General features: G+C 69.4%; 15 protein-coding genes and 1 tRNA gene. 12 read left to right on the forward strand and 4 right to left on the reverse strand.

Annotated features, from left to right (window positions below):
- Positions 1-170: 170 nt before the first annotated feature.
- Positions 171-476, reverse strand: coding sequence for a hypothetical protein (locus tag D3273_RS04085; protein ID WP_129223794.1), 306 nt, complete (start codon positions 474-476; stop codon positions 171-173).
- A gap of 117 nt (positions 477-593) precedes the next feature.
- Here D3273_RS04085 and D3273_RS04090 point away from each other — a divergent pair, with 117 nt between their 5' ends.
- The 5 genes from D3273_RS04090 (at position 594) to D3273_RS04110 (ending at position 2,966) form a co-directional block, all read left to right on the forward strand.
- Positions 594-947: a hypothetical protein gene (locus D3273_RS04090; RefSeq protein WP_129223796.1), complete on the forward strand. Its 354-nt coding sequence runs from the start codon at positions 594-596 to the stop codon at positions 945-947.
- Positions 940-1,170, forward strand: a complete 231-nt coding sequence (locus D3273_RS04095) for a hypothetical protein (RefSeq protein ID WP_129223798.1) — start codon at positions 940-942, stop codon at positions 1,168-1,170. The genes D3273_RS04090 and D3273_RS04095 overlap by 8 nt, the downstream gene beginning before the upstream one ends.
- Positions 1,171-1,324: 154 nt before the next feature.
- Positions 1,325-1,678 carry a hypothetical protein gene (locus tag D3273_RS04100; RefSeq protein WP_129223800.1) on the forward strand — a complete coding sequence of 118 codons (354 nt, stop codon included), beginning with the start codon at positions 1,325-1,327 and terminating at the stop codon, positions 1,676-1,678.
- Positions 1,671-2,474 carry a hypothetical protein gene (locus D3273_RS04105; RefSeq protein ID WP_129223802.1) on the forward strand — a complete coding sequence of 268 codons (804 nt, stop codon included), beginning with the start codon at positions 1,671-1,673 and terminating at the stop codon, positions 2,472-2,474. Before D3273_RS04100 ends, D3273_RS04105 begins: the two co-directional genes overlap by 8 nt.
- A gap of 201 nt (positions 2,475-2,675) precedes the next feature.
- On the forward strand, positions 2,676-2,966 hold the full coding sequence (locus D3273_RS04110; RefSeq protein WP_129223804.1) for a hypothetical protein: 291 nt from the start codon (positions 2,676-2,678) through the stop codon (positions 2,964-2,966).
- A gap of 119 nt (positions 2,967-3,085) precedes the next feature.
- Here D3273_RS04110 and D3273_RS04115 read toward each other — a convergent pair.
- A tRNA-Arg gene (locus tag D3273_RS04115) sits at positions 3,086-3,162 on the reverse strand.
- Between the two features lie 149 nt (positions 3,163-3,311).
- Here D3273_RS04115 and lepA point away from each other — a divergent pair.
- Positions 3,312-5,117 (forward strand): translation elongation factor 4, encoded by a 1,806-nt coding sequence (gene lepA / locus D3273_RS04120; protein WP_129223806.1) that lies wholly within the window; start codon positions 3,312-3,314, stop codon positions 5,115-5,117.
- A gap of 100 nt (positions 5,118-5,217) precedes the next feature.
- A complete protein-coding gene (locus D3273_RS04125) occupies positions 5,218-5,778 on the forward strand; it encodes a hypothetical protein (protein WP_129223808.1) in 561 nt (186 codons plus the stop codon).
- A gap of 122 nt (positions 5,779-5,900) precedes the next feature.
- Here the strand turns inward: D3273_RS04125 and D3273_RS04130 are convergent, their stop codons facing one another.
- The gene (locus D3273_RS04130) at positions 5,901-6,632 is read right to left on the reverse strand and encodes a GntR family transcriptional regulator (RefSeq protein WP_245500980.1); all 732 of its coding nucleotides are present in this window, start codon (positions 6,630-6,632) and stop codon (positions 5,901-5,903) included.
- Positions 6,633-6,883: 251 nt separating this feature from the next.
- On the opposite strand from D3273_RS04130, the gene D3273_RS04135 reads away from it, so the two are divergent.
- From D3273_RS04135 to D3273_RS04150, 4 genes are read left to right on the forward strand one after another with little or no spacing between them, the layout of a single operon-like run.
- The gene (locus D3273_RS04135) at positions 6,884-7,936 is read left to right on the forward strand and encodes an ABC transporter ATP-binding protein (RefSeq protein ID WP_245500981.1); all 1,053 of its coding nucleotides are present in this window, start codon (positions 6,884-6,886) and stop codon (positions 7,934-7,936) included.
- Between the two features lie 49 nt (positions 7,937-7,985).
- Positions 7,986-9,278 (forward strand): ABC transporter substrate-binding protein, encoded by a 1,293-nt coding sequence (locus D3273_RS04140; RefSeq protein WP_129223812.1) that lies wholly within the window; start codon positions 7,986-7,988, stop codon positions 9,276-9,278.
- Complete coding sequence (locus D3273_RS04145; RefSeq protein WP_129223814.1) at positions 9,275-10,255, forward strand: ABC transporter permease; 981 nt, start codon at positions 9,275-9,277, stop codon at positions 10,253-10,255. Before D3273_RS04140 ends, D3273_RS04145 begins: the two co-directional genes overlap by 4 nt.
- A 2-nt stretch (positions 10,256-10,257) precedes the next feature.
- A complete protein-coding gene (locus D3273_RS04150; protein WP_129223816.1) occupies positions 10,258-11,139 on the forward strand; it encodes an ABC transporter permease in 882 nt (293 codons plus the stop codon).
- Between the two features lie 110 nt (positions 11,140-11,249).
- On the opposite strand, the gene D3273_RS04155 is transcribed toward D3273_RS04150, so the two are convergent.
- The gene (locus D3273_RS04155) at positions 11,250-11,633 is read right to left on the reverse strand and encodes a tautomerase family protein (protein ID WP_129223818.1); all 384 of its coding nucleotides are present in this window, start codon (positions 11,631-11,633) and stop codon (positions 11,250-11,252) included.
- A 98-nt stretch (positions 11,634-11,731) separates the two neighbouring features.
- On the opposite strand from D3273_RS04155, the gene D3273_RS04160 reads away from it, so the two are divergent.
- Positions 11,732-12,619, forward strand: a complete 888-nt coding sequence (locus D3273_RS04160) for a LysR family transcriptional regulator (protein ID WP_129223820.1) — start codon at positions 11,732-11,734, stop codon at positions 12,617-12,619.
- The last annotated feature ends 1 nt before the right edge of the window (position 12,620 follow it).

Below are 12,620 nucleotides of genomic sequence, written 5' to 3' on the forward strand. Positions count from 1 at the left end.
GCGACCAGGATGCGCAGCTCGATCTCCGCGTGTTCGTCGTCTCGGATCTGCACCGCGCTCAAGGGCCGTCCTCCTTCATCTCCGTCCACCCGGAGCGTGCGCGCCGTGTGACGAGCGAAGCAGCAACGCCCTCGATCTATCGGGCGACGTCGGAGGGTTGCGGCCCGCAGTCAGCCCTTCAGCTCGTCCACGTCTCGCGCCGCGATGCGCCGGCCCTCGGTGACACGGCCCCACTCCCGCATGGCGACGTGCAGCGTGTGCAGCGCGATGGACACCACGTTCGCCTCGTCCACGAAGTCCGAGACGATGATCTCGACCTCGGCGTTCGCGTCGGGCCCATCGACCGCGAACTTGGCCGTGAAGATGTCGTCCAGATCGTCGTCAGGCTCGTCGGCCTCAACGCGCTCCAGGCTCAGCAGCCGGCAGGTCCAATCGGACCCGTCCGTGATCTCGTCGCCCTTCTCGTCGTCCGCCATGCCGCTCTCCCGCTGTTGATGTCCGCAACATCGCAGGGCCGACGGCGGAAGCGGGCCACGGCGGGTGGGAAACGACCCACGGCCGGTGAGGGCGCGTCCGCCGAGGTCGCAGTGGAGGTGCGGGCCCTCGTGCGCCGGGCCGCCGGCGACGTGGCGGGGAAGACCGTCGCGGCACAGGTCCGGCAGGCGGCACGACACCTCGGCTACCCGCCCGAGAGCTGGCGCGTCCGGGAAGCCTGGTACGGCCGGGCTGGCGGATGGAGCGCCGCGGCGGTCGACGACCTGCGGCAGCGGTTCGCGGCGTGGCGGGAGCGGGAGCAGCCGGCCGGCATCCCGACGGAGCCGTCCACCCTGGCGCAGCGGGTCGGCGAGGTGCGGCGTCTCCTGACCGAGTTGGAGCGACAGGTCGCTGGGCTCGAGGCCGAGGTGGCCAGCGGTCGAATGACCGGAGGCTCGTTCTCCGATGCATAACGCTCGCCTGCGAGCCCAGGCGATCTGGGACGCCCCTGCCTCGTTACTAACAATCGCCGCTGAGTGGCTGGTGGGACGGTCCATCGACCGCCGCCTGCGGCGGGCTCGGCACCTCGTCACTGCCGGCCGGATCGATGCCGCGCTGCGCCTGTACGGAGCCGTTTCTAACGACATCGCGACCAGCCACGCCCTGGTGCGCTGGTGGAGCGGGGACGCCCCATGACCCTAGCCGCCCCGCTTCTCCGGCCGCCGTTACTGACGGCTCTGGCCACCCTGCGCCGCCTGCTGCTCGCCATCGCGCTGCCGGCGCCGTGAGAGCCCTCGCCTTCATCCTCGATCACCACACCCGAGTCCGGCACGAGCCGGGGGAGAACACCATGGACACGACAGAAGACGGGGCCGGCGCGGATCTGCCGGCAGGGGACAGGGCGCTTGCGGCGCTCAGCGACGCTCTGGAGGACCTGGGCGAGAGGGCGGCGCAGGCCTTCGTCCGCAACGGCCCGGACGACCAAGCCGTGCTCGACGCGTGCCAGGCGCAGGCCGCGGCCGTGGTGCGCGCGATCGTGGCCTTGCCGGCCGTGACGCTCCACGGCGCGTCTGCGAAGGCGCGGGCGGCGAGGGCGTCGGTCGGCGTCGCGTTGCTGCCGACGGAGCTGGTCGACGCCCTCGGCTTCGACATGGCGCGCGACGTGGTTCGGCTGCAGGTCCTCGTGGAGGTCGGGCATGCCTGAGAACCTGGAACACCTCCGGCGGTGCAGCGCCGCTGCCCTCGGCTCGGCGCACTTCGACCTGCGCATGGCCTCCGCGCGGCTCGCGACGGCGGACGTCATCGCGGGCCTCCGCTTGGCGCTGCTCGCCGCGCGCGTGAACGGTGCAATGACGCGAGGGCTGCTCGGCCTGCGCGACGGGCCCGCGTCGCCGGAGGCGCCCGACCCGTGGCTGCTGGCGGCGGCGGGGCTGCACGACGCCGTGTCGGACGCCGCCGACGCGCTCATCAAGCTCCTCCTAGAGGCGGAGGACACGCGCCGCATCGTGACGCCGGCGCAGGCCGCACAGGTGAACGTCATCGACGGCGCCCTGTTCGGCTTCCTGCCGGACGAGAAGGCGTTCGAGGGTTGGACGGACCCGCAGTCGTGCTGGGATCTCGGCCGCCTCACCCTGAGAGTCGGGTCCCCGGCGTGGCGCCGTCGGCGGCGCATCGTTGAAGCCGTCAACGCTTGGGGGCGCGAGCACCAGGCCGCGGTCGAGGCCGCCGGCGTCCTGCCCCTGCGGGAATGCTGCTCGGCGCTGTACCGGGTGCAGGTCTCGATCCGGGATGCGGTCCGAGACGTGCGCCCCGGCACCGTCGCAGGCTCCCGGGCCGCTGCTCGTGTTGCTGCTCGAAGCCTCGTCGAGATGGGCGACGACGCGACGGACCTCGTCGGCATCGTGCAGTCCCACGCCGCCAGCTTGCCGTCGCAGGAGCCCGCGGCTCTGGCGTGGCAGGCCGTGGAAGGCCTGCTGGTGACGGGAGCACCGAAGTCATGATGAGCGCTATCAATCACCCGGTGACGTCAACGGGTGACCTCACCTGGTCGACCCTTATGGGATCCGGGGCGCACGCGGTGACCTCACGAGGTGATGCGGGCGAGGTGCGACAGACCTGCGACACCGCCGCTCATTTTGAGCTGTCGGCTTGCTACGATGTGCGCATGATGAGGAGCACGGCCATGGAAGGAGGGCCGGCTAATGGACAGGATCGACATCGAGATGGCCCGCCGCTACCTGGCGCGGAAAGCGAAGCACCGCGTGGACCAGGCGAATCACCGCGCCAAAAACAAGGCCGAGAAGCGGCCCGAGCGCGACGACATCGAGCGCGCCGCGCTTCGCGTGCTGCTCGAATCGGCGCGGCGGTTCCCCGAAGCCAAGCACGCCTGGATCGACACGATCGCCCGCGACCTCGCCAAGAAGGGCTTCCGCGAAGCCGCGACCAAGAGGGCCATCGCCGGGATGCAGGAACGGCTCGGCAGCGCGGACTGAAGCTACCAACCTTTCAAGTCGGCCGGTGCAAGAGGTGCCAAACTCTACCGGCCGCTTACCTCATGCTTACCCGAGATCAGGCAGCAGGATCGCACTGGCGTGTAAGTGGTTGGGAAAACTGGCGCACCCGTCAGGATTCGAACCTGAGACCTCTGCCTTCGGAGGGCAGCGCTCTATCCAGCTGAGCTACGGGTGCGTGTCGCGCTCGACGCATCAGGAGTAGCGCATCGCGGTCCGCCCCGCAAGCCGATCGCGGGCGGCGGGACCGGCGCCGCGCAGCTTTTCGGGGCGGCGACGGGGAGCGTTCCCCTGTGCAAAACCGCCCTCCCCTGCTATGCCCCGCGCATGACCGCGCAGAAGCTCGACAACATCCGCAATTTCTCGATCGTGGCGCACATCGACCACGGCAAGTCGACGCTGGCCGATCGGCTCATCCAGCACACCGGCACCGTGGCGCTGCGCGACATGTCGGAGCAGATGCTCGACTCGATGGACATCGAGCGCGAGCGCGGCATCACCATCAAGGCGCAGACGGTGCGGCTCGACTACGTGGCGGCCGACGGCAAGAGCTACGTGCTCAACCTGATGGACACGCCCGGCCACGTCGATTTCGCCTACGAGGTGTCGCGCTCGCTGGCCGCCTGCGAAGGCTCGCTGCTCGTGGTGGACGCCAGCCAGGGCGTCGAAGCGCAGACGCTGGCCAACGTGTACCAGGCGCTCGACGCCGGCCACGACATCGTGCCGGTGTTGAACAAGATCGACCTGCCCGCGGCCGAGCCCGAGCGCATCCGCCAGCAGATCGAGGACGTCATCGGCCTGGACGCGTCGGAAGCGGTCGAGATTTCGGCCAAGACCGGCCTCAACATCGCGGGCGTGCTCGAAGCCATCGTCACCAAGCTGCCGCCCCCGACGGGCGACGTCGATGCGCCGCTGAAGGCCCTTCTGGTCGACAGCTGGTACGACGCCTACCTCGGCGTGGTGGTGCTGGTGCGGGTCATCGACGGATCGATGAAGAAGGGCGCCCGCATCCAGACCATGGCGACCGGCGCCCATTACGAGGTCGACCGCATCGGCGTGTTCAAGCCGAAGATGACCAACGTGGCGAGCCTCGGCCCCGGCGAGGTCGGCTTCATCACGGCGCAGATCAAGGACGTGGCCGACACCCGCGTCGGCGACACGATCACCGACGAGCGCAAGCCCACCGCCCAGGCACTGCCCGGGTTCAAGCCCGCGCAGCCGGTGGTGTTCTGCGGCCTGTTCCCCGTCGACGCCGCCGACTTCGACGACCTGCGCGCCGCCATGGGCCGGCTGCGCCTCAACGACGCGAGCTTCTCCTTCGAGATGGAGTCCTCCGCGGCGCTCGGCTTCGGCTTTCGCTGCGGCTTCCTCGGGCTCCTCCACCTCGAGATCGTCCAGGAGCGGCTCGAGCGTGAGTTCAATCTCGACCTCATCGCCACGGCGCCGTCGGTGGTCTACGAGATCGCGCTGCGCGACGGCACCGCCATCGATCTCCACAACCCGGCCGACATGCCGGACGTGATGAGGATCGAGGAGATCCGCGAGCCCTGGATCCAGGCCAAGATCCTCACCCCCGACGAATATCTCGGCGGCATTCTCAAGCTGTGCCAGGATCGGCGCGGCGTGCAGACCGACCTGAGCTACGTCGGCTCGCGCGCCATGCTGACCTACGAACTGCCCTTGAACGAGGTGGTGTTCGACTTCTACGACCGGCTGAAGTCGATCTCGAAGGGCTACGCCTCGTTCGACTACCACATCACCGACTACAAGGCCGGCGACCTCGTGAAGATGCAGGTGCTGGTCAACGCCGAGCCGGTCGACGCCTTGTCCATGCTGGTCCACCGCGACCGGGCGGAAAGCCGCGGCCGCGCCATGGTGGACAAGCTGAAGGACCTGATCCCCCAGCACATGTTCCAGATCCCGATCCAGGCCGCCATCGGGGGCAAGATCATCGCCCGCGAAACCATCCGGGCGCTGCGCAAGGACGTCACCGCCAAGTGCTACGGCGGCGACGTGTCCCGCAAGCGCAAGCTGCTGGAGAAGCAGAAGGCCGGCAAGAAGAAGATGCGGCAGTTCGGCAAGGTCGAGATCCCGCAGGCGGCCTTCATCGCCGCCCTGAAGATGGACGCCTGAGCGACGGCCAGGGATCGTTAAGGTTCGAGCGATAGTGTGGGGCGCGCGCGGGGCATCCCCGCCCGCCCCGTTGGGCCGCGTCACGGACGGATCTCAGGCGATGAAAGCAGCCGCTGCCCTCCTCGCGTTCGGCCTGGGCTTCGGCTGCGCCGCCGCGATCGCCGCCCCCGCCCCCAAGGTTGCGGGCGTCGGGTGCGAATCCTTCATGAAGGACTTCCCGACGGACGCGGCCGGCTACCGCGTGTCCTTCGAGCGGCCGCTGACCATCGCGCGCGGTTTCGGCGACGTCCTGAGCGGGATCGACGTGCGCGTCGTGTCGAGCGACACCAAGGTCGACGGCACGCTGAAATGCAAGGACGACAAGTTCCTGCGCTTCGAACTGCGCGCCACCCTGCCGGCGGATGACAAGATCCTGGCCGACCTGGGCAAGTTCGAGGTCGCGGCCCTGATGGCCGCCTTCCGCTGGGATCGCGCCAAGGCCGAGACGGTCGAGAAGGCCATGACGTCGGACGCCGGGGAATACCTCCGTGCCTCGATCGAGCGGGGCGACCTGTATCGTTCGGGGAAGGTGGAGTACCATCAGGCGGACCGCTTGGACCTCGGACTGATCTGGACCCAGGCGGACCACACCTTCGTGATCTCGACCCAGACCGACGACTGATCGCGCCGCCGGGCGAGCCGAGCGGCTCGGCCCAGCGTCGGGGGGTGTCGATCGCCGGCCGCCACGGACGCGCGCCGCCGCTCGTGCGGCGCGACGCGACGGGGCTCCCCCGCCGGACGGCTTCAGCCCTTCAGGAGCTCCGTCAGGGGGCGCGGCGGCCGCGCGGCGCGGGACAGGTCGAGGCCGGCCTCGATGCCGTCCAGGTGCCCGGTCATCAGCCGCACCGCGAGTTCGGCGTCGCGCGCCCTCAACGCCGCGACGAGCCCGAGATGGTCGTGGTCGCCGCACTCCGGCCGGCCGCCGTGACCGTAGAGGGCGATGACCAGCGACGACTGCGCCACCAGCTCCGTCAGGAACTTCTCCAGCACGGGCTGCCGCGCCAGGCCCGCGACGGAGGCGTGGAACTGGCCCGACAGCCGGATCGACCCACCGCGATCCCCCGCCGCCACGGCGGCGCGACCCGCCGCCACGATGCGGTCCAGCGCGTCGCAATCGTCCGGCGTCGCCCGTTCGGCGGCGCGGGCCACGATCACGGCCTCGATCACCCGGCGGGCGTCGAACAGGTCGCGCGCGTCCTGCGGCGTCGGCGACGCCACCGCGGCCCCCCGGTGACGGGCCAGCACGACGATGCCGTCCTGGGCCAGCGACCGCAACGCGCCCCGCACCAGCGTGCGGCTGACGGCGAAGTGGGCGGCGACGCGGTCCTCCGGCAGCTTGGTGCCCGGCGGGAGCCGCTGCTCGACCACCGCCAGAAGGATGGCGTCGTGGATCGCCGAAACCCGATCGGCGTCCTCCACCGCCGGGCCGCCGGGCCGACCGTCCTCCACCCGCTCCGCCGCCCCGTCCAGCTTCACGCCCTTCTCCGACCCGTGTCGGGTTAGTCCAAGCAGGTTTCGAGCCGCGTCGCGGTGTCCGGGCCGCGGCCCGCCACCGGGGAGGCCCGGGCCGCCGGGATCGTACACGATCTGACCACGGATCGGGCACGATCCGGCGGCGGCGCCCGTCCCTTGAGCGCCCGCCTGCGATGGACCGGAAAGGTCCAAGGCGCGGCGACATGGCACGCCAGTTGCAGCGTCGCGGTCGACCACGCGATCGGGACCACGCCATGCGACAGCCGGACCTGGAGCTGATCCACCTCACCAAGCGCTACGGCGACACGGTGGCGGTGGACGCCATCGACCTCAAGATCGCCGCCGGCTCCTATTGCTGCCTGCTCGGCCCGTCGGGCTGCGGCAAGACGTCGACGCTGCGCATGATCGCCGGCCACGAGGCGGCGAGCGAGGGCGACATCGTGTTCGGCCCGTCCAACATCACCGACCTCGCCCCGGCCCAGCGCGGCACCGCGATGATGTTCCAAAGCTACGCGCTGTTCCCGCACCTGAGCTGCATCGACAACGTCGCCTTCTCGCTGAAGATGAAGGGCGTCGACAAGGCGAAGCGCCGCGCCCGCGCCGCCGAGATGCTGGACCTCGTCGCCATGGGGCGATACGGCGAGCGCCTGCCCGCCCAGCTCAGCGGCGGCCAGCAGCAGCGCGTGGCCCTGGCGCGCGCGCTGATCACCGAACCCCAGATCGTGCTGCTCGACGAGCCCCTGTCGGCGCTCGACCCCTTCCTGCGCACCAAGATGCGGGTGGAGCTGAAGGCGCTGCAGCGCCGGCTCGGCATCATCTTCGTCCACGTCACCCACAGCCAGGACGAGGCCATGGCGCTGGCCGACCTGGCCGTGATCATGAAGGACGGCCGCATCGAGCAGGCGGGCTCCCCGCGCGAGCTGTTCAACGCGCCCCGCACGGCCTTCGTGGCGAAGTTCATCGGCGGCCACAACGTGCTGCAGGGCTCGGCCGGCGCCTTCGCGGTGCGGGCCGACCGGCTGCACCTCAGCCGCCCGGGCGCCGACCCCGACGCGTCGCCGCGCGGCCGCGGCGCCGGGCTCGACGCGGTGGTGCGCAGCGTCGAATACCAGGGCACCTTCGTGCAGCTCACCCTCGACGGCGCCGGGTCCGAGATCACCGCGACGCTCGACGAGCCGACCTACGACGCCACCCCGTTCCAGCCCGGCGACCCGATCGCGGTGTCGTGGAACGAGGGCGACGTCCACCCGCTCGCCGGCGCGCCTTCGCCTCCGGCGACGTCGCGCCCGCAACTCGCGCCTGCTTGAACCAGCCGCTCGCGCGACCCGACCCTTCGCCACCCAGGAGAAACGAACCGTGACACAGGACACCAGGCCGACCGTGAAGCTGTCGCGCCGCACGCTGCTCCAGGGCTCCGCCGCCGTCGCGGGCGTGGCCGCGGGTTCGGGGGCCGTCACCGGCTTTCCGGCCGTGTGGTCGGCGGAGCCCAAGGTGCTGCGCTACCTCGGCACCGCCGTGAACCAGTCGGCCGACATCGCCAAGAAGGTGAAGGAGGACACCGGCATCACCCTCGAATACGTCGCCGTCACCACCGACGACGTGACCAAGCGCGTCATCACCCAGCCGAACTCCTACGACATCGTCGACACGGAATATTTCGCGCTGAAGAAGTTGGTGCCGGCCGGCAACCTGAAGGCGATGAACGGTAGGAAGATCAAGGAATACGGCAATATCACGCCGGTCATCACCAAGTGCGAGCTCGGCGACGGCACCAAGATCGGCGACCAGGGCACCGCGCCGAAGAAGGTGATGTTCGTCGACGGCGAGCACTCCACGAAGTTCTCGTCCGGCATGACCGAATGGGCGACGCTGATCCCCACCGTGTACAACGCCGACACGCTGGGCATCCGTCCGGACCTGATCAAGACCAAGGTCGACAGCTGGGCGCAGCTCCTGAACCCCGAGTTCAAGGGCAAGGCCGCCATCCTGAACATCCCGTCCATCGGCATCATGGACGCCGCCATGGTGGTCGAGGCCACGGGCCAGTACAAATATCCAGACAAGGGCAACATGACGAAGCCCGAGATCGACATGACCATGAAGGTCCTCACGGAGGCCAAGAAAAACGGGCAGTTCCGAGCCTTCTGGAAGGACTTCAACGAATCCGTCAACCTGATGGCCTCGGGCGAAACGGTGATCCAATCGATGTGGTCGCCGGCCGTGACGGCGGTGAAGTCGAAGGGCATCCCCTGCGTGTTCCAGCCGCTGAAGGAGGGCTACCGCTCCTGGGCGTCGGGCTTCGCGGTGTCGAAGGGCGTGTCCGGCATGAAGGAGGACGTGGCCTACGAGTTCGTGAACTGGTTCCTGTCCGGCTGGGCCGGCGCCTACCTAAACCGCCAGGGCTATTATTCTGCCGTCCTGCCCACCGCCAAGGCCGCCATGGAGCCCTACGAGTGGGCCTATTGGATGGAGGGCAAGCCGGCCGAGAAGGACATCCACGCCCCGGACGGCACGCTGCTCGATCACGCGGGCAACGTCCGCGACGGCGGCTCGTTCGACGCCCGCATGGGCAAGGTGGCGTGCTGGAACGCCATCATGGACGAGAACGACTACATGGTCCGCAAGTGGAACGAGTTCATCGCCGCATGACGAACCTCGCCCAGCCGTCCGACGCGGGGACCGCCGCGGCGTCGACCGCCCTCGCCGCCACCGATGCCGCGACCGCGCCCCGCGCGGCGCGGCCCCGCGGGCGATACGGCTGGGCGCCCCCGGCGTGGCTCCAGGCCCTGCCCATGGCCCTCGTGTTCGCCCTGTTCTTCGTGCTGCCGCTCGCCCTCGTGGCGGTCGTCAGCCTGCTCGACTACAACGATTACGAGATCGTCCCCGCCTTCACGCTGCGCTCCTACTCGGAAACCTTCGAAGGCTGCTACGACCAGCTGCCGGGGCTGTGCACCATCCTGAAGACCTACTGGACCACCGTCGAACTGTGCTTCGCCGTGTGGGCCATCACGCTGGTGGTCGGCTTCACCATCTCGTACTTCCTGGCCTTCCACGTGCGGACCCTGACGATGCAGACCGTGCTGGCGCTGGTGTGCACGATCCCGTTCTGGACGTCGAACGTCATCCGCATGATCTCGTGGATCCCGCTGCTCGGGCGCAACGGCCTCGTCAACCAGGCGCTCATGGGCTCGGGGGTGGTCGACGCGCCGGTGGAATGGCTGCTGTATTCGCGGTTCTCCGTCGTCCTCGCCTTCGTGCACCTTTTCACCTTCTTCATGGTGATCCCGATCTTCAACTCCATGGTGAGGATCGACAAGAGGCTGATCGAGGCCGCCTACGACGCCGGGGCGTCGGGCTGGCAGACGCTGTGGAACGTCGTCATCCCGCTGTGCAAGCCCGGCATCGTCATCGGGTCGATCTTCGTCGTCACCATCGTGATGGGGGACTTCGTCACGGTCGGCGTCATGGGGGGCGAGCAGATCGCCTCGGCCGGCAAGATCATCGAGACCCGCCTCAACGCCCTGCAGTTCCCGCCGGCCGCCGCCAACGCCGTGATTCTGCTCGCCGCGACGCTGCTCATCATCACCGCCCTGACCAAGGTGGTGGACATCCGCAAGGAGCTGTGACCATGCGGGAAGGACGCTCGCTCGCCTTCTACCTCCTGGCCGGCTTCTTCGGCCTCTACGTGCTGTTCCTGTACGGCCCGATGATCGTCATCTTCGCCCTGTCGTTCCAGGGCCCGCAGGGCGGCATGACGTTCCCGATGAACGGCGTCTCGACCCATTGGTTCTCGAAGCTGTGGGACGGCGGCGGCATCGTCGACATCGGGGCGGCCTTCTGGCGCTCGCTCGAACTCGGCCTCGTCGTCACGGTGCTGACGGCCGCGGTGTCGACGCTGGCGGGCCTCGCCTACCGGCGCCGGTTCCCGGGGCAGAACCTCCTGTTCTTCACCGCCATCGCCAGCCTCATCGTGCCCTCCATCGTCACGTCGCTCGGCATCGCGCTGCTGTTCCGGCTCATCGACGCCGCCGTCAAGGCCGGCCCGGCCTGGCTCGCCGACAGCTACACCACCGGGGCCGGGCTCTTCACCTCCGGCCTCGCCGCCCACCTGACCTGGACGCTGCCCTTCGGCCTGCTCATCATGTTCGCCATCTTCAACCGCTTCGACGGGCGGCTCGAGGAGGCGGCGCGCGACCTCGGCGCCACGCCCTGGCAGAGCTTCCGCCACGTCGTGCTGCCGCTGATCCTGCCGGCGCTGATCGGCGTGGCGCTGTTCGGCTTCACGCTGTCGTGGGACGAGATCGCCCGCTCCAGCCAGGCGATCGGGTCGGACAACACCCTGCCGCTGCAGCTCCAGGCGCTGACCACCACGGTGACGACGCCGATGATCTACGCGCTCGGCACCACGACGACGGGGGTGAGCTTCGTCGTCATCGCGCTCGCGCTGCTCGGCATCGCGCTGCTGCGCTCGCGGCAGAACCGGCACGGGTCGGACGCCGGCAAGGCGTGAGGCGGCCGACCCAAGCAGGCTTGCGTGGATCGTCAACGCTTCTCCTGCTTGGGCCTGTGGCTTGTCGCAGGCTCGATCAGGGAAAGCCGTGTCGCTTTCCCGAGATCTGCTCAGGGGATGTAAGAGGCGACGCCGCGCCCGAACGACCAGTCCTCCCGCCCATTCTCGGCCAGGATGACCAGGACGTCGTCGGGCCTGAGCCCAGGCTCGTCGGACAGGTTGTGGGCGATGGCGGCGTAGAGCGCCTTCTTCTGCGCGACACCGCGCGTGCGACTGACGGTGAGCTGGACGACCACGAGGTCGTCACTCCGCTCGACTCCCAGGTAGCTGCGGTCGAAGCTAAAATCCTCTGGATTGTGTTCGGTCACGATCGCAAAGCGGTCGTCCTCCGGCACATCGAAGGTCGCGCAGAGCGCGCGGTAGACGCCATCACGGATAGCCGCGCGGTGGACTGCGGTCTTGCCGCGGCACAGATCGATGCGAACGAGGGGCATGGCGTCGGACTCCCTTGAGCGGTGGACGGCCAAGCTCTATGCGATGTCCGATCATGTGTGACCCACATGGACTCACCTCGCTGTGATTGAGCTCCGCAATGGTCCACCTCGCCCCGACGCTCGACCTGGACGCCCTGGAGGCCTTCATCCGGGTGGCAGAGCTCCGCAGCTTCACCCGCGCAGCCGAAGCCCTCGGGACGACGCAGTCGACCGTCAGCCTCAAAGTGAAGCGGCTCGAAGAGAGCCTGGGGCGCCGTCTGTTAGAGCGGACGCCGCGCCTCGTTCGGTTGGCCGAAGGATGCGGAGCTTTCCTCGAAGCTTCGCGTGATCTGCTGGCGCGGCGCGACGTCGCGCTGGCCACCCTGGCGGTCAGGGAGCGCCGCCGTTTGACCGTCGGTATCAGCGATCAGGCCGCCGGACGCGACCTGCCGTCCGTACTGGTCGAACTGGCCGAGGCGGATCCCGACCTGCTGCTCGACCTCCACATCGGGGCATCGCGCGATCTCCTCGACCGCTTCGACCAAGGACGGTTCGATGCCGTCGTGGTCCGGGGCGAGGACGACCGGAGGCCTGGTGAGGTCCTGTTGGAGGAGCCCTATCGCTGGGTTGCATCGCCGTCCTGGCGCTGGCCGGGCGGCTTTCCGCTGCCGCTCGCGACACTGGCCGAACCCTGCGGGGTGCGTGCGCTCGCCATCCGCTCGCTCGACGGCGCGGGCCTGCCCTGGCGGGACGCCTTCGTGGGGGGAGGCGTGGCGGCGCTCGGCGCCGCGCTCAGCGCCGGCCTCGCTCTCTCGGTCCTGGCGCTCCGAGTAGCGCCACCGGACCTCGTCGACGTGGGCGAGACCTTCGGGCTTCCCCGATTGCCGCCATCGCGCGTGGTGCTTCACTCCCGGGTGGCGGACGTCCGGCTTTCGACGGCACTGCGCCGGCTCGCGGCGGCCTTTCGGGGCAAGTCGACGCCACCTGGCGTCCCCCGGACTCGATAGG

Source organism: Lichenibacterium minor (genome assembly GCF_004137685.1).
GTDB lineage: Bacteria > Pseudomonadota > Alphaproteobacteria > Rhizobiales > Beijerinckiaceae > Lichenihabitans > Lichenihabitans minor.